The 17,999-nt window shown below is 40.3% G+C and carries 11 protein-coding genes and 1 pseudogene; 5 read left to right on the top strand and 7 right to left on the bottom strand.

Annotation, left to right across the window (positions count from 1 at the left end; all coding sequences use genetic code 11):
• Positions 1-30: 30 nt before the first annotated feature.
• Positions 31-741 (bottom strand): GDYXXLXY domain-containing protein, encoded by a 711-nt coding sequence (locus CDG77_RS23930; protein ID WP_094331847.1) that lies wholly within the window; start codon positions 739-741, stop codon positions 31-33.
• Between the two features lie 176 nt (positions 742-917).
• The gene (locus CDG77_RS23925; protein WP_094331846.1) at positions 918-2,339 is read right to left on the bottom strand and encodes a DUF2157 domain-containing protein; all 1,422 of its coding nucleotides are present in this window, start codon (positions 2,337-2,339) and stop codon (positions 918-920) included.
• Positions 2,340-2,548: 209 nt separating this feature from the next.
• Between CDG77_RS23925 and CDG77_RS23920 the strand changes: the two genes are divergently transcribed.
• A complete protein-coding gene (locus CDG77_RS23920) occupies positions 2,549-3,532 on the top strand; it encodes an RsmB/NOP family class I SAM-dependent RNA methyltransferase (RefSeq protein WP_094331845.1) in 984 nt (327 codons plus the stop codon).
• A gap of 603 nt (positions 3,533-4,135) precedes the next feature.
• Entirely contained in the window at positions 4,136-4,585 is a 450-nt protein-coding gene (locus CDG77_RS23915; protein WP_094331844.1) for an NUDIX hydrolase, read from the top strand.
• A 458-nt stretch (positions 4,586-5,043) separates the two neighbouring features.
• Here the strand turns inward: CDG77_RS23915 and CDG77_RS23910 are convergent, their stop codons facing one another.
• The 3 genes from CDG77_RS23910 to CDG77_RS23900 form a co-directional block, all read right to left on the bottom strand.
• Positions 5,044-5,835, bottom strand: coding sequence for a GH25 family lysozyme (locus tag CDG77_RS23910; protein WP_094331843.1), 792 nt, complete (start codon positions 5,833-5,835; stop codon positions 5,044-5,046).
• A 100-nt stretch (positions 5,836-5,935) separates the two neighbouring features.
• Positions 5,936-6,577, bottom strand: a complete 642-nt coding sequence (locus CDG77_RS23905; protein ID WP_094331842.1) for a DUF4232 domain-containing protein — start codon at positions 6,575-6,577, stop codon at positions 5,936-5,938.
• Positions 6,578-6,640: 63 nt separating this feature from the next.
• Positions 6,641-12,319, bottom strand: coding sequence for an alpha-2-macroglobulin family protein (locus CDG77_RS23900; protein ID WP_190234054.1), 5,679 nt, complete (start codon positions 12,317-12,319; stop codon positions 6,641-6,643).
• Between the two features lie 508 nt (positions 12,320-12,827).
• Between CDG77_RS23900 and pbpC the strand changes: the two genes are divergently transcribed.
• On the top strand, positions 12,828-15,203 hold the full coding sequence (pbpC, locus tag CDG77_RS23895; RefSeq protein WP_094331841.1) for a penicillin-binding protein 1C: 2,376 nt from the start codon (positions 12,828-12,830) through the stop codon (positions 15,201-15,203).
• Between the two features lie 419 nt (positions 15,204-15,622).
• Here the strand turns inward: pbpC and CDG77_RS23890 are convergent, their stop codons facing one another.
• The gene (locus tag CDG77_RS23890; protein ID WP_094331840.1) at positions 15,623-16,339 is read right to left on the bottom strand and encodes an ROK family protein; all 717 of its coding nucleotides are present in this window, start codon (positions 16,337-16,339) and stop codon (positions 15,623-15,625) included.
• A 363-nt stretch (positions 16,340-16,702) separates the two neighbouring features.
• On the opposite strand from CDG77_RS23890, the gene CDG77_RS23885 reads away from it, so the two are divergent.
• Positions 16,703-17,206, top strand: a complete 504-nt coding sequence (locus CDG77_RS23885; protein ID WP_094331839.1) for a 2TM domain-containing protein — start codon at positions 16,703-16,705, stop codon at positions 17,204-17,206.
• A 162-nt stretch (positions 17,207-17,368) separates the two neighbouring features.
• On the opposite strand, the gene CDG77_RS23880 is transcribed toward CDG77_RS23885, so the two are convergent.
• Positions 17,369-17,746: a hypothetical protein gene (locus CDG77_RS23880; protein ID WP_143857082.1), complete on the bottom strand. Its 378-nt coding sequence runs from the start codon at positions 17,744-17,746 to the stop codon at positions 17,369-17,371.
• Positions 17,747-17,871: 125 nt separating this feature from the next.
• Between CDG77_RS23880 and CDG77_RS35700 the strand changes: the two are divergent.
• Positions 17,872-17,999, top strand: a pseudogene (locus CDG77_RS35700) (photosystem II q(b) protein); the annotation flags it as partial.

Raw genomic sequence — 17,999 nt, 5'->3', positions numbered from 1 at the left:
AAAATCTTGCATGTTTACACGCCTAACAGCTTAAAAGCGATAGTTGCGATCGCGCACCCACATACTAACCGGCACTGCTTTACCCTGCGGATCTACTTTCGCTTTCACCACAATAGGGGGTACTTGTCCTCTGCGGGCGCGTTGGGTTCGCAAATCGTTAGTAATCTGCTGGCGTTGGTTTTCTGGGATGTAATATGTTTCCAAGCCGTAGTTAACTGAACCATCCTGATAAACACCTTTTAAGGCTACCTGATTGGCTCTGAGAGTTGTGGGGCGATCGCTACTGACTCGTAACGGTCTCCAAGCTCTAGGAACACCGCGACCAGTGGATAGTTGTTCTTGCAAAGTCACGTAAATATTGGTTCCATCCGGCAATCTTCTGCCGCTTCCCCTACCTTTGCTGACTAATGTTTGCCAACCAGGTAATCTACTCAAATTTGCGGTACGGGATATGTTGTAATCTAGCGCTAAGGTGTTACCATCTAATACATTGTTCGGGTCTATAGGTACGGTTTGCAAAATCACCGTTTTACCTGTGACATCTGTATAAACAGCTTGGGCTGGAACTGCCATAATTAACCCTGTTTGCAGCGCTAAGGGAGCTAGTAACCGCCAAAAAGGTAAGGGTTTATTCGATTTTTGTTCGCTAGCAATCAAGTAATCCCGAAAAGTTACCTTATTGGAGAATTCCGCTTCGGGAGACAAGGTTTTATTCTTAGATTCAGAAGAACTATTAGTCATGAGCGTAGTCCTAAAAAGCAGAGGTCTTGAAGAGGTCAAAAGTAAAGAGATTAGGACTGACGCAGAGAAACTTTAAAAACTTTGACGCACAGAGATTTTTAGATTTTAGATTTTAGATTTTTCCTTCAATCCAAAATTAAAGTTGCGCTGGAATCGCACCAAAATCTAAAACTGTACTACTTCTTACTAGCAGAGGTAGAGCCACCAGGTAAGCGGCGTTCAAACCACAATCCAGCGCTAATTAAAGCGGAACCGCACAAGATAAAGACTAGAGACTTGAAAAGTAAGTCGGTATCGTACTCTTGCACGCGACTGATAATTTGCAGTGTTACTAACAGCATACCGCCCCAAAAGGAACTTCTGTTGCTTAATTTCAATCCTTCTTGAATTAGTCCCCAGGCTAATGTTGCTAGAAGTACATTGAAAATAAAAACACCAAGTTCATCAATCCGGCTGATAGTTTGATGCCAAAAAGGTGCTATGGCAATAAAGGCAAGGAAAGTACCAATAACAGCAGTTGTGAAAATCACTTCGCGGCGCGGAGGGTTATTTCTTTGACGCAGTAGAAACAACCATTGCAATACCACCAAGCCACTGAGAATCCCCAAATCAACGATCGGCAGAGATTGAAATAAGTTTGTGACGTTCGTTGGTTGATTATAACCATAATTTGGAGATTCCCAAACCCAACGAAAAGACAGAACGTAAAAGACAAGGCCGAAGCTTACCAATGCTAAATTACGGGCTAGAGATTGAAATAACCTATAATTTATGGTTGGAAACAGTAAATCGTCATAACTCCAGAATAATGCAGGTGGGAGTGCAAAAGCAAAAGATGCCACCCAAGGGGCTATATCAGCATAATTCAGCAGTGGCAGAGGATTAAGGTTAGCTTGTAGGGAACTAGCAAAAACAAAGGCTGCTAGAGCAAAAATCCAACGCGATCGGCAAAAGTAGGCTAAGGGGACAAACACTAGCCATGCCAATAAAGGCAGATGCTGCACCACTAACCGCGACCAAGTTAACTCACCAGAAGCGTACCATAAGTCTTCTAGCCCAGTCCAATAACCGATTTCCACGAGGACAATTGACAGAATTCCTAAAGAATTTATGGACAAACTGAAGGCCATCACCACAACACCCAACCCCCAGGCGAGAAACAGTTGGGAAGTTGAACCGACGATATTGAACATCTGGGCCATCAGTAGTAAATTTGCACCGAAGATGAAGGCACTTAAAATGAGCAACCCTTCTCCCAGTATGCGTTTGCTTCGTTCTGGCTTCTTTCCTTCAGGTGGTCTCCAATTGTAAAAACCGGTGATAGCGATCGCAAAAAACAAACTCATCATCAGAATAAATTTGACTTCTCGCGATCCTCCTTGCCAGTTTCCTGATACAAAGGTAATTATGCCTAAGCATAAAAGGATGCTGCCTACAGCAATGGCGATCGCTTTATTGCGATCGCGTGCAGCAGCTTCCAGGTTTTTAAATTGATAACGTTCTGCTATTTGCTCATACAGCGAAGAACTAATTAATCCTTCATCCCTCCATAATTGTGCTTCTTTGCGTAACTTTTGCGGAAAACTATCTAAGAACATGACCTTCTCCGGTGCAGTGGGGTAGCTTGGCCATTGCGTTCTGAATGGCGGTCATTATATTTTGAGTATGAAGCCAAAAGCCTTGATTACATTGTTCTCATGTAACAGTTTGATTTAGATTTTGATACAACCTAATTTTACTAATTCGTAATTAGTAATTAAGGAAGTCAGGTTACAGATGATTGAAAATTGGTATTGTATATATCCAGATGGAAAAACCTTCTAATTTATTACTTAAAGTCTCGCGGCGTTTGTTCGTTAATTTAGATGAACAAGAAAAGTTTATTGAGGCTTTAATGAATCCACAGCCTTTTTTACCTAGTATTCTTTGGTGTCAACAAAAGCCTGAAACTTTGCCTTTAGCAGTAGAAACACCAACCTATTGGCAACCACAATTTATAGACCGTTTATCTCTGGGAGAAAAACCCGGTCAGCATCCCTTGCATCAACAAGGATATTTCTATTGTTTAGATTTTTCTTCGGTATTTGCAGCTACCACTTTGTTAGCAATTCCTCAGTCAATACGTTTAGTTTTCGATATGTGTGCCGCACCAGGAGGTAAAAGTATCTTCGCTTGGAAAGCTTTACAACCAGAGTTACTCATCAGTAATGAAGTAATTGGTAAACGTCTAGGAATGCTAATTTCTAATTTGAAGCGTTGCCAGATTAGCTCTAGTGCAGTAGTTAATAGAGATTCAAGTATATTTGCCGAAATGTTTCCCGGCTGTAGCAATCTAGTAATTGTAGATGCTCCTTGTACTGGACAATCTTTGCTTGCTAAAGGTGAAAAAGCACCTGGATGTTTTCACCCAACTGCTATTAATAAAAGTGCAAATCGGCAAAAGCGCATTATAGCTAACTCTGCTAAACTTGTTTCCCCACAAGGCTATTTAGCTTATATGACTTGCACTTATTCACCCGAAGAAAATGAGCAAGTTTGTGAGTGGTTTTTAGAACGCTTTCCCCATTTTCAAGCGATGGAAATTAGTAATTTATCTAAATATCAGTCGCATTTAACTACAATGCCTTGTTATCGAATGTTTCCTCAAGACAGGTTAGGGGCTGGTGCATTTACAGTCATGTTTAAAAATACTAATGAAGATGAAGATGAAGATGAAGATGAGCATAAAAAAGTAGATTTAAATACAATATCTTCGCTGTATATCTACCAAAATTTGGAAAAGTCAAGTTAATTAAATTCCTGGCATATCTTCTGACTGTCTGGGAGAAAATACGATTTTTTGAAGAGTGCTGCATTTGTCAATAGGTCATCAGGAGTACACTTTTTAAGTAAGTTGACTTTATATTAAAACCATACATCTTGCAATTCTCATATAAGTGCAACACGTGGTAAAGACAAAACACTTTTCATCTGCCTCAACTTCAGATCGACCCTTTTAAAACTTTATAATTTACTTCCTAGTCTCCGATCGGGAATGCAACTGAGAGGTTCGGTCTCTTGTCTAGGCGGCAAAGTTTAAGTAAGTGGGCGTAAATAATCAAAGGTTGATAGTTAGGGCTAAAGTTGCTTACTACAAGTCAATTTAAATGATTTTATATTGCTTAATATAGTTTAATTTATTATTGCCCACTTACTTCTTAGCTATTTCTAAGCTATACCTGGACAACGATATGACGAGATTAATAAAAAACGCTCAAAAATTAACTCTTATAGAAATAAAATATATTTAACCTTTTTATAACCTAAGTTTAACCAAGATTTATCCGGTATCAGCGTTAGACTTTTTGAAATAAACATTATACAAAAAAGCTACACCGTACAGGATGCAAATTACATGAGTCGCAAAGTCAGCAAAGTGTTTAAACAGTCTGGGGTGATTCCTTATAGAGTGAACAATGGCAAAGTTGAAATCTTGCTAATCACGACCCGTAACTTTCAGCACTGGGTGATTCCGAAAGGAGATATTTCTAATGGCATGAGTCCGCCTGCATCAGCAGCCAAAGAGGCGTGGGAAGAAGCAGGGGTGATTGGGCAAGTAGACGTAAATGAACTGGGAAGTTACAAGTACCGCAAAGGAGGCAAAATTTACCGGGTCAAGATGTATTTATTACCAGTCGAGATGCTGAGTGAAGATTATCCAGAAGCAAGTCAAAGAAAACGACAGTGGGTAGAAGTGACTATAGCTATCAGGCGGGTTAAGTTTAATTCACTCAAACGAATTCTTAAAGGTTTTTTTCAAGTAAAATCTCACTTTTGTGCATTTCAAGATACTAGTCATATATAAAGATACATATAGTCTAAGTATAATTAACAACGCTTTTAGAGACTGATTGGCAGTGAGTAATTCATCGTTCATAGCAAGTTTTACTAGGACTAAAGTCCTTATTACAAACTTTAATTTATTTGCGCCTAGCTACTTATTAAAAAGCCCTCAAAGTAACGTGAGGGATTTTCAATAAGTAGCTAATATTTAAAACAACTGCGCTTGCTAATCAAAATAAAGACACAAGAGGTTGAATGAACAAGTGTTTTGCTGTAACTTTAGGCGTTTTTAGATACCCACTAACGCCCTTAAAAAGGGTGGAACCAGAATCAAAGTCCTGCTTTTTCAAGAGGATTTAGGAGGATTTATAACTTTTGATACTGAAAAGATGATTTCTCAAACATCCTCTAAAGCATCACCTATGTTTAAACCTATTTGATGGTGAGTGTGGGTCTATTTATTGAGTAGACTTATCCGTTCTAAATCCACAGTAAAGCTACCCAAGTTTTTATACCGATAATTCCATCAGCTTGCAATTTTTTAGATGTTTGGAAACTAACAATTGCATTTTTAACTGAATCAGAAAAATGCCCATCGATAGCATTAGTGTATAATCCAATATCTTTTAATTGCTGTTGTAATTGTTTTACTCTTAGCCCAGAATCTCCTAGCTGCAATCCATTAAATCGATTCAAATCGGCTCGACCACTAACACCAGTTACACCAGAGATATCACCTGCATATTGATGGATTAGGTATTGCCCCTGCCAAGCGCTAGGAATACTTGGGTTTTGGGTTCCATAGTGGGCAATCCATAATGGATAATTACCAAAATCAGAGGGATTGCCAATTTCTTGCCAAAAACTGGGGAAGGTATAAATGATTGGCTTAATTGGTTTTTTTGTTTGTTGTAAAAGGGCTTTTTCCACCTCTGCTAACCACTGTTTGGCTGCATTAATTACAGTTTGGCTATTTCCTTTGTCAGTTACCTCTACATCCAAAACTGGTGGTAAGTCTCCGGGTTCTAATTGCCCCAAAGTTTTTAAGAATTCCTTCGCTTGCTGAACTGGGTCAGATGTATGAGGGTGAAAGAAATGATAAGCACCCCGAATAATACCAACAGTTTTCATCGTCTGCCAGTGATGAGCAAAAGCAGAGTCTTTAATGCTAACTCCTTCTGTAGCTTTGACAAACGCAAAGGTTTTACCAGAGTTTTTTACAGCCGTCCAATCTACTCTGCCGTCTTGATCGGCAACATCAATTCCTTGCATAAAATTCTTAACCTTTTTGAACAGTACAATACTGGACTTATCAGAGGCTCTAATTAAATTTATGCTATTTCTGGGTATTTTAGTAAATTACATAAATTTACTAGGGTTGAGTGGTAACAGCTTGCACCGGAGTCACTCTGACTTTGCCTGTACAAGGCTTGATTTCTTGTGTGACGCTCAAGTGCTGGTAAGCATTAGGAGGCGTGATTTCAATCTTACTAGAGATTGGGCAGTTTTGCTGTGGCGAACTAATGTGGTTGTATGCTAACTGAAATGAGGCTTGTTTTCCGGGAGCTAGAGTTACTTGTTGTCGAGGTTGCTTACTTGAAAAGTAAGTGTCCTTGGAACGGATAACTTTAACCCCTTCCAAAGGTTGGCCTTGTGCATCCAGTAGTGCCAATCCTGGATAACCGTAGAGGGTGCAAGGGGATGAGGCATTATTGGTGAAGGCGTAGGTGAGGGCAACATTCCCAACACCAGCATCTTCGGAGACTCGGCGGACTGACAATTGGTTGGTTTCACAGCGCGGCGGATTTTTGGCAATAGTGGCTTCAGGGGTAGAGTTGTCTGTAGTTTTTCCAGTCGGTGTTGGTGTTGAGGTCAACACAGCTTCTTTCGTAGGCTGTTCAGTGATTGCTGGTAAGGCTTGTGTCTGTTTGGTAACAGAGGGAGAACTGACACAGCCAGTTGTTATCGCAGTCAGGAGCAACAACATACTGCTTTCCATAATTAGAATTCGCATATCTCTCTTTTTGTAAGTGAACTACTTACACTGATGTTTCATATACAGTATAAGTTTCCAAATTCACGACTTATCCTCAACCACCAATGTAGACTCAGCTGTGCGCCCAAATTCTTCTGGTGCATATTGCAGGTGAACTTCTGCACCAGGCCAAGAAAATGTTCCAGGGGTAACAGAACGGACTAAGTAATGCAGGCTATAAACTCCTGGTTCCAGGTGGTCAGCGTAGGCGATAATGCGATCGCGGTAGATATTCCTAAAGCCAAGTTCCCAGTTATCGGCTTTTGCTTGTAATGCAGCCGTGGTAGTTTGAAAACTTGCATCCACCGCCTCAAAACCGGCTGGTAGCGGATCTTTAATTACTATATGATCCACGCTGCGATCGGCGATGATTTCTAAACCAATATCAAACACCTGTCCAGAGGCTAAAGTCAAGGGTTTATCGAAAGCGTAAATTCCTGTTTTTTGTAAAACTTTCTCTTCATTTACTTGACTAATTCCTCGCGTTATGCGTAACCCGTTAAATCTGCCTGGTTGATTTCCTTGCAAGCGATAATTATAAGCAACCAGATAGTGTAAGGTACCATTACCTGCTTTTTGCAGCGTTAAATCATTACGACCACGAGGTAATAGATTCATCGGCACAATTATTTGTAAGCTAGGATTTTTGTAACCTTCAAAGCGATTTTCTCCTAACTTATTACTGGCTAATTGTACAGTGGCAAGAAAGTTAGGTGGTGTGGGTTGCAGTTGACTATAATCTACCAAAGCTGTTAATGCTTGGGCATTGTTATAGTTAGTTTGCCATGTACCATCCCGTCGCAGTGCGAGAAGACTTTGGAATAACTTATCTATAACTTCGGGTTTACTCTGCTTGGCAATAAATAAACGTAAAGCTTGCGCTTGCGTTGTTGTAGATGAACTCATCCATCCCCAACTGCTGGGTAAACTTACAACTGCTGTGCGGCCAGTTTCATAGATATTCTGTTGCAGCTTGTTTACTAATTGTTGAGATTCATTTTGCCATTCTGGGAATTGAGATAAGTATCGTGCTAGTTTAATTTGAGTTACTAAATCAAAATTATTGCGCTGTTCATTAATATCTGCGAGGAAAGTATTGCGTTTATCTCCTAAATCTGATAGGGCGATTAAAGCGTTAAGTTGCAGTTGCCTTTTACAGAGTAGTTGTTTACAAAAGTCATATTCTCCAGGATTCGCTAGAACTTTTTGCAAATAAGCTTTCAGGCGAGACAGCATTGCAGAATTGGCTAAATTAGGGAATACCTGACTGGCTTTAGCCAAAGATTCACCCGCATAAGAAGAAACCCAAGGGTCGGATTTTTCTTGTCCGGGGAAAGCAGCAAAACCACCATCGGCTATTTGAAGTTTTTGTAATTGTTCAATAGCTTTATTTGCCTGTTGGCTAGGATTAAATTCTACAAATGTTTGACCATATTTTTGAGCGATAGTTTGCAGATTAGCAGCAATTAGTAACTGACTTGCCGCCGGTTCTGTAAACGGCAAATCATTATCTTCTAAAACCTGCTTTGCTGGGGCTTGAATCTCCGGTATCAAAGTACTCGCCAACTGAATATCTAAACCTCCCGCATCAGGGAAGGTATTTTTATCAACATTCAGAGGAATTTTCACCTGTTTTTCAGTGACACCAGTTTCAACAACTTGTTCTGTAATTTCAATTGGCTTAATTTCCAAAGGTACTTCAAAAGCATCTGCGGTTGTACCATTTAGCTGAGTGGTAAAGCGGACTTTAGCAACTCCAACGCTATCCGCCAGCATGGGAAAGCGATAAGCATGAGTTGCCGATTCAGCTTTGGTTTGCAAAGAACTAGCTGTGGGATTTTTCTCAGCAAACTTCACATTACCGCTAAGTTCGCCATTAATAGAGAGATTTCCTGTATTCCCGGTGTTGTTAGTTACAGATAAACCGGCAAGGATGCGATCGCCTGGACGGGCAAATTGTGGCAAAATGGCATTAGTTAGCAGTGGCTTGGTGGTGATAAACGTCGCGTCTCCATTCCCGAAACGCAGATTTCCATCGGTGGCCACAGCCATAACTCGCCATGTAGTTAAATCATCCGGCAATTTAAAAGTTATCTGTGCATTCCCATTTGCATCGGTAAGGACAGAACCGTTGTAGTAAGCTAAGGCTTTAAAATCAGTGCGAGTGCGAGTATTTGCTGCACCAGTTGAGAAACCACCGCCATAACCCCAACCTTTGGGTTTAGCTACATCTTGTGGTTGTAATATTACATCCGGGCGATTATCGCTAAAGCGGGTAGATATTGTCTGTTCTGCATAAACTGTATCTACCAAATCTGGTGGGCGATAACCAGAAAGTTGTAACACGGCTTCATTTACCACCATGACTGTAAACTGTCCTTTGGTGGGATTTCCTTGATTATCCTTTAGTTCTAGCTGTACTGTTGCTTCTGCACCAGGTTCTAATGATGCTTGCACTGGCTTAACTTGCAGTTTTAAATACTTATCTTCTAAGTTGACTTTAAAAGGTGTAAAACCAATCTTCACCAAGTTATCTAAACTTCCTGCTTCCACTTGGCTTATGGGTTTACCTTGCCTGACTAAAATAGCTTCAATGGCTGCATTTGGCAGCATTTCTGGCGTAACTTGAAACTGAATTTGTGGTGCGCTTCCCTGAACTTTGGTAATCTGCTGATAAAGGGGTTTGTCTTTAATCACAGCAAAGTACAATTCTGCATCTGGATAGGGAGATTGAATTAGTACAGTAGCAGTTTCACCAGGTTTAAACTCTTGTTTATCTAGCTTAACCTCTAAGACATCTTTTTCTCTCGAACCCCAAAATACTGGATTTTCTCCAGTTGCCCAAATTTGTAAATCTGTGGCGCTTAATTCTGATTTTGCATCACTAAAATTAACTCTAATCCGGTATGAACCAGATTCTGGTGCTGTCAAATTTACCGATTGTGGACTGCTAGCAGATGTAATTTCTGCTTGTCCGACTGTTTTATATTCAACTTGATTTTTTGGCGTTCGGCTACCTTCAACTAATTCGGTGACGCTACTATATTTAATCTCTTGTAATTCCAGGCGCAATGGTTGACCTGTTATCGCTTTTCCTGTAGGGTCGGTAACAACCACATCAATAGGGAAAGCCTTACCCGCATCAGTAATAAAATTACTTTTTAACCCAATTAGACGATTACTTGGTAAGGCTGTAAAAGTTTTAGAATTCGCTACAGATAAATTAGAAACATCTGCAACTTGCACATCTACTTGGTAAGTCATAGGATATGGCAAATCATTAGCCACACTCACGGTTTGACTACTTTTACCATTAGCATCTAGCTGGGCATTAGTTTGCAACACATCACTAGATATACTAGGAGATTCTTCCGGCCATAGCCATTGCCGACCAAAAGTAAATTCGTCCCAACCTTTGGGAATAAAATTAGCCTGTTGGCGAGTAATAAAGTATTTTGCTTCTCCACCTTCTACAGGCGCACCAAATAAATAATTACTAGTGGCATTAATATCAACTTTCTCGTCAATGTAAGCAAATTCTTTATCTAAGTTGAGTTCGACTTTAAAATTTGGTGGCTTAAACTCAGCTACCCGAAATTCTCCAGAAAGTTCTTGTCCATTCTTACCCTTAGCCTGGATTGTATGATAGCCTAGGCGCTGAGTAGTTTTAATTGGCAATTCCAGAGAAAACGTGCCAAATTCATTTGTAGTTTGCGTACCTAAGTTGGTCTTTTGCCCATCAGGATTTACCAAAGTTAATTGGTAAACGGCATTTTTATCTTGCTGAATTGTGCCATTTTGTAAAAAGCCAGCAAACCCAGTTAACCAAGCTTTTTCACCTGGTTGATATAACTGTCTGTCTGAAAAAATTACGCCGCGTGATTCTGGCTTACTATCTTGCCAACCTGCATCAATACCGTAGCCATAAACGCCGCTATATTCTTCAGTTCTAGCGAATGCCCAATCTTGGTTTTCACGGGCAATTACTAATAATTGTGGTGATTTACTAGAACTTTCATTGCCAGAATAACATTTCTGTAATCCTTCACGAACAATTCTAAAAATTCCATTTTCATCAGTTTTACCAGTTGTACAAGGTACTGGTTCGGGTTGAGATTTTGCTTGTAATTTTGATTGATAAATTTCCACAGTAGCCGCTTGAACTGGCGAACCATCTGTCAAATGATTGACGCGAATTAAGCCTGACTCAGGGAACCATTGAGTAAATACGCCCAAATTCGTCAATTCAACTAAGCCATAAGTGGTAGGTTCTCGCCACAGTTCCTTTCCATTTTCCTGATATTTATTAGTCCGGGCTTGCACTCCATAAGCTAACATTCCTGTGGCTGCACTTATTTTTTCCCGCAGAGGAACAGCAATATCGACGGATTGATTTTTCTTACCCGATACCTTAAAGCTTTGCCAATCAGAAGGTTGAGGTAATAAATCATTACTATTATTAAAATAAACTAAATCTGTTGGTTTAACTACTCGATAAGCTGCTTTATATTTAGATTCTGGGAGATTTCCTGTAGTAATATTTAGCTGTAAATTTTTATCGGTAGGGAAAATATTCAAATCTGATGGTACCCAGATATCCCCGGCTAAATCTCCAGTATCATATTTAAGCGTTACAGGTTTGCCCAAAGTCTGCCCAAACTTATCTTTGAGATTTTCGCCGATAGTAATTGTATAAGTTTTGGCAGGTTCTAGTGCATAAGGATTGATGCCGACAATTTTATCTTCATCATTTATTTGGAGGATTCTTGAAATGTCTTTTGGTGCTGGATTAATAGTAATACTTTCTTTGGCTGAATCTGCCAGTAAAACGTTATTAAATTCTAGCTGAGGACTGCCTTTAATAAATCGTCCAAAAGTTCCACCTGAATCCGGCTGTCCGTAAAAGTTAATTTTCTGGAATGCCAAAGGTGAATAAGTTGCTAACTTACTGGCAAATTCTTTCTCTGTAGGGAGATTGCCATAAGCAGGGAGTATTCCAGGAGAAAAGACTAGACGATAAGGGGTTGCTTTTTCGAGATTTTGCTGGGGAATGAGGTTATAAATCCAATTGCGGGCTGAAGGGTCAAATTTCTCTAAAGGGTCTTCTTCATTTTTTACTGGTTTTTCTTCTTTGTTTAATTCGACTTTGAAGCCGACACCCTTGTTTTGTCCTTGAGGAATTAACTGTAAATGTTCTTGTACAGAAGGTAAGTTTAATTCTACGTTGGAAGTAAATTGTAGCTTTTGTTGTAAATCAATTGGTTCGATATCACCCTTCTCAATGGGATTTACACCGGGTAAATTAGTTAGGTTGATAGATTCGGTGTTGAAAGTCCAGGGTAAATCTTTATCTAGCCGATGATTTTTTAAGTCGGCTAAACCTGCTTTGAGAGTGACTTGAAATCTTGTGGCTATTGGCAATGCTTTCTCAGCTTGAAAACCCACCATGCGCGGTGTCAAAAAGCGAAATTGACCGGGTAAAGGCGGCCAAAGGGCAAATTTTTCTAATATTTTCTGCTGTTCTGGATTGTCGAGACTTTCAACTGGAATTAAAGCTTCTTTAAAACGGATGCGGATTTGGTTGAGAGGTTTGGCATCGCCAATGGGACTTATTTGTTCAATCCAGTCTGGTAATTTTGGTGGGGTTAGGGGGGATACTACTGGGAGTTGTTCTTTATTTGAGTTGATACTAAAAAAATTACACCCTGTCATGGCTAGCATGAATGTAAAGAGAAGAAGAAATTGTATTCTTCTCTTCTGCCTTGAAGAATACTTAATTTTTTTTAACGTAGACGCTTCTGCTTGCCGCAGACTACTGCGAAGGGCGCTAAGGAAGAGATAGAGAATTTTATGGTAGGAACTGAGTAAAAATCTGATAATCATCTTTTTTAGTAATTCAAAATAAAAAATTCACAAATTATAGCAAGTAAAATTTTGCATTACCTCATTGAGTTGGTAATGCCAACACTAGTAAAGGATGCCAGACAACTATTTTTTACCCGGAATTTGGATTTAACTATGTTTATTTACATAGATAACCAATCCCGTATGATTGTTCCGAAAAATCACTACAATTCTTAACTATTAATAAGTATTTAACTTCTGCAAATATTAATTTACATCTGCTAAGTGATTTCAAATAAATTATTAAGGATTTGACATATTTACTGATATAGATGTAATCGCTGCGTCAAAATTAAGGTAAGTTTTCTTGGGCAGGGATTCCCTGATGAAACTAATTTTACGATCGCTATTCCAATTTAAGCTCAGTATCAAAGTTGTCCTGTCTGTGCTGGTAATCTGCCTAATTATCCGCTTACTACCTTATTTTGCGCCCGTTCGGGCCGCAGATATTGCCCAAAATCAACTGGCAATGCAATTTAGCGATCGCAATGGTTTACCATTAGGAACATTGCTCACCCGTGACCAAGAACATACATCAGTAGTCCCACTAAATCAGGTTTCGCCCCAGTTCACCCATGCCATTTTAGCCGCCGAAGATGGTAGCTTTTACCATCATGGGGCGTTGGATATGAAAGCTGTTATCCGCGCCAGCAAAGAAGCAATGCACGCCAAAAGAATTGTTTCCGGTGCTTCCACTATTACTATGCAGTTGGCGCGGATGCTAGATCCTGTGCCCCGCAGTTTCTCTGGTAAACTGAGTGAAATTTGGCTATCTTGGCGGTTAGTAGCAGGGATGAATAAAGATGAAATTCTCTCTGCATATATTAACCGCCTACCAATGGGCGGGAATATATATGGTGTGGAAGCAGCCGCGCAGACTTATTTTTCTATCCCAGCGAGTGAGTTAAATCTTGCCCAAGCTAGTTTGTTGGCGGCTATTCCCAATAATCCCACATATTTTAACCCTTATGAGCATTGGGAAAGGTTAAAGCAGCGACAAAAATACGTCCTTAATCGTATGGTACAGGAAGGGTATATCAGTGGTGCGATGCCTACGGCGGCAAGCTACGCAGCCCGAACATCCGCCGAAAAAGTTGTGTTTCAGTCTCGCCCACGGGGAATTATCGCCGCACCACACTTTCTATTTTGGTTAGCCAATCAAATCCCCCCAACCCCCCTTGAAAACCAGGGCTGGGGGGATAAATCTGTTATTCGCACAACTATAAATCGCCCCTTACAGCAGTTTGTCGAAGCACAGTTACAGCAGGTAATTTCTTCTCTCGCCGCTAACAATGTCCACGATGCGGCTGCGTTGGTAATTGACAATCATACTGGTGAAGTTTTGGCTTATGTTGGTTCGCCTGATTACTTTAACGAAGCCAAATTAGGACGCAATGATGGAGTGCAGGCGCTACGTCAACCAGGTTCTACCCTCAAACCTTTTGTGTATGAATTAGCTTTAGAAAAAGGCTTAATTCGCCCAAATACAATTTTGGCAGATGTCCCCGCCCGTTATGCAATTCCCGGTGCGAGACTTTACAGCCCAACAGATTACACCGAAAAGTTTCTTGGCCCTGTGCGGGTGCGAATAGCTTTAGCAAATTCGTTGAATGTACCCGCAGTGAGGGTGTTAGAGAAAGTAGGTGTGGAAACCTTCTTAGAACGACTGCATCAACTCGGATTTGAACACCTCAATCAAAGCCCAGAACATTATGGTTTGGGTTTAACCTTGGGTAGTGGCGAAGTCAGTTTATGGGAATTAGCCCGTGCCTACCTGACCATAGCACGACTTGGAGATGCTACCCCAATAGTCAGCACATTTTCCGATTCTCCAATTCAAAATCCAAGTTGCGCTAAAGGCACACTAAATGTACGATGTAAAATTCAAAATTCAACGACGATATGGCAATTAATTACTAACATTCTCAGTGATAATCATGCTCGTGCAACAGCCTTTGGCGTAGACTCTGTGTTAAATTTACCCTTTCCTGTTGCTGTTAAAACTGGCACTTCTTCCAATTTTCGGGATACTTGGACAGTTGGCTTCACTACTGATTACACCGTTGCTACTTGGGTAGGCAATTTCAACGGCGAACCGATGCGACAAGTTTCAGGTGTGACAGGGGCTGCACCTTTGTGGAATCGGATTATGTTACACCTGCACGAACATCAAGAACCAGCAGCTTTTCCATCTCCAGAAGGTTTAGTGCAATTACCTATTTGTGCAATTTCGGGATTACGACCAACACCAGATTGTACCTCAGTGGTGCAGGAATATTTCTATCCTGAAGATAAAATTGCCTACGAAGGTGACAATCAATTTAATTTACCACCAGAGTATAATGAGTGGTTGGCCAAACAACAGCAATCAAGTTTTGTTTCTAGCAATTTCAGAATTTTATCTCCCCATCATGGCGATTTATTCTTACTATATCCAGGTGAAGAAGCGAAGCAAAAACTCGAATTTAAGCTAGCGGGAAATAAATCTGTGCCTGTAGAATGGTGGCTAAATGGCGAAAAGTTAGATATAAACTCAGCTAATTCTTTATTTTGGAATTTGCGTTCGGGTAAGTGGACTTTGGAAGCAAGAAGCGGGGAAATGACCGACAAGGTAAGTTTTCAGGTGGAATTAGCTAGTATTAAACCTACGCGTCGAGGTTTTTCTCTTAGTAATTCTCAGGTAAAGGGAAATCGCCCATAACTAAATAGCAAGAGAATGCAGTACTAGAGAACATTGATTAAAAAAGGCAGGGATTGCCTGCCTAGTTCCGTTAAACAGTTTGATGAGCTAACTATTACAGATCCTATTGACAAAGATATTGCAAGATTATGTCAAAGGTGTGACCACAAATAATATATCTGTTTCATGCAATTAATGTAAGCTTGACCACAGGCGTAGACTTCCTGATATTCCAAAATTATAGGGCAATACAGTTGAGTTAAGACTAAAACTCTTTGCCAAAGTCAATTTTTTTAACGTAGGTACAAAGCGGCTTACCGCAGACTACCGCTAAGGACGCATAGACACGGAGTGGCTTCCCGCAGCACCGTCTATATGTAAGCCTGTGGGAGACATTACTTAGTACACTGTACATTTAGTTGTGGATGCTGAAAAACTTTTTACCTTTTTTCATCTCGCCACAAAGCAATACCGCCTAATAAACCAGTGATATTGGGGATGAGTTTCACATTTAACGGTAACTGGAAATTTACTCTCACAGCTTCACCGCCGCCAATGTAAAGGTAATCATAATTGAACAGATGTTGCAAGGATGCGATCGCCTTTTCTAAACGCCTATTCCATCTTTTATCACCAATTTTTTCTAACTCTGCACGCCCTAACTGCTGCTCAAAAGTCTCTCCTTTGCGAAACGGATGATGCCCCATTTCCATATTTGGTACTAGCTTTCCGTCTACAAATAAAGCCGAACCAAACCCTGTACCCAGAGTAATCACCAGTTCTACGCCTTTACCTGCGATCGCACCCAACCCCTGCATGTCTGCATCATTAATCACCCGTACAGGTTTATTTAAATGTTTTAATAATGCTGTTTCCAAATCAAATCCAATCCAATCTGGATGTAAGTTTACCGCCGTTTCTGTGACTCCACACCGCACCACACCAGGAAAACCGACTGAAACGCGATGAAATTCACCTTGAGCCGCAGCTAAGACAACAATTGCATTAATTACAACCTCCGGTGTAGCAGGTTGAGGTGTATCTAAACGCGCTCTTTCTGTTACAGGAGTCCCCGTAATATCTAAAACCATAGCTTTAACGCCACTACCACCAATATCAACCGATAGGGTACGAATCGATCCATTTCCTTCAACCATTGGGTTACATCCTTGTTAATGCTTGTTCTTTCGTTATTATGCTCTGCTGCATCCCAATAGGATCGGATGTTTGGAGAGTCTTTATATTGAGGGGAGTGGGGGAGAAATAAGCAATGCCCAATGCTGGTAAGTTACCTGTAGCTTAAGTGCAAGTTATTCAAGATATTTACACCTATCGACAACCACAGTTTAGTATTGCTCAGTCCTGAGTAGATCCGAGCAAAGTTAAAAATCCAATACATTTAGACGCGCGACAACATTCAGATTTGCTAATGTAGAGATAATAGAAAGAGTAGTGGCGTAGCTGCTTAAAATCTATCGGGCAGCAAATTTCTATTAAAAGTAATATTAAGAGAAAGAATTATGACGGCGTTTGAACCTCAAAGCATCCGCTCTTATAGCCAAGAAGATGTACACCAAATTCTGCACTTAGCGATCGCTCGTCAAGCTAATGACAAAGATACAGAATTTTCTTACGAGCAGATATTAGAAATTGCTTCCGAGTTAGAAATTTCACCTGATTCTTTAAAATTAGCAGAACGCGATTGGCTAGTACAACAAGGTCAAGTTCAACAACGAAAAGCTTTTGACGCTTACCGCATCAGAAGATTTCAGAAACGTTTAGGGAATTACGCAATCCTTAATGGCTTTTTTATACTGCTTGATTTAATTACTGGTGGTGGAATTTCTTGGTCGCTGTACATTTTGCTATTTTGCGGATTACCTGTAGGGTTGGATGTCTGGAATACCTTTCAAGTCAAAGGTGAAGAGTATGAAATGGCATTCCAGAAGTGGAATCGGAAGCATGAGATTAAGAAAACCATTAGCAGCGTTTTGAATAAGTGGTTTAAGGTATTACAGGCTTAGTAGATTTGACTTGCGTATAAGCTTGTCGTAGATATCACTAATTCAAAGAAAAACCCCGCGAGTGGGAGTTTGGAGTGCTGAAATCGTTTAATGGTAGGGCTTTTGAAGTTTTAAAATAATCTCTACACTAAATCTGCCCTAGTTCTGCTTGCGAAAACTTATTCAGGAAGCGAACTTGTTAAGTAAGTCATTACAGTTGTGAAGGGCGATCGCTTTCTCCCAATAACCATCCGAATAAGCAGCAAGAGGAACTTTAGTCCCCGCCCATCGTATGCTTTCTACAATCTTCATTACCGAACCCAAAAGGGTTGGCAGTAACACTCCCAACCTAGCTAATGCTGAGTTATCCCTCTTCTGTAACTCTCCATTCTGAATAAAAGGATTAAAAGATAAAACTCTGGAAGGTAAGCAGGGCAATAGATATAGAGTTAAAAATCTTGAAACATTTGGCAATAGACACCCACCCAACAGTTGCGATCGGAGATGCATTTTTCCCAATGCCCAATCCCTCTTAACTAGATTGGGAATTTTCTGTTGCAAGTGCGTAAATCCCAAGATAAAGTTTTTTCTGAAAGTACTTTACAAAACGCAATAAATTCTTTAAGATGTGTAACAGGTAGTCAAACCTACCTAATTCATCCACGAATAACCGCATTTATAAAACAATGACAGCAACCTTACAACGCCGCGAAAGCGCCAACGTATGGGATAGATTTTGTGAGTGGATCACCAGCACCAACAACCGGATTTACATCGGTTGGTTCGGCGTAGTCATGATCCCCACCTTGCTAGC

Source organism: Nostoc sp. 'Peltigera membranacea cyanobiont' 213 (assembly GCF_002245975.1).
Taxonomy (GTDB): domain Bacteria; phylum Cyanobacteriota; class Cyanobacteriia; order Cyanobacteriales; family Nostocaceae; genus Nostoc.
Note: the sequence above shows the minus strand (reverse complement) of the source record. Positions and strands in the feature narration are given on the sequence as shown.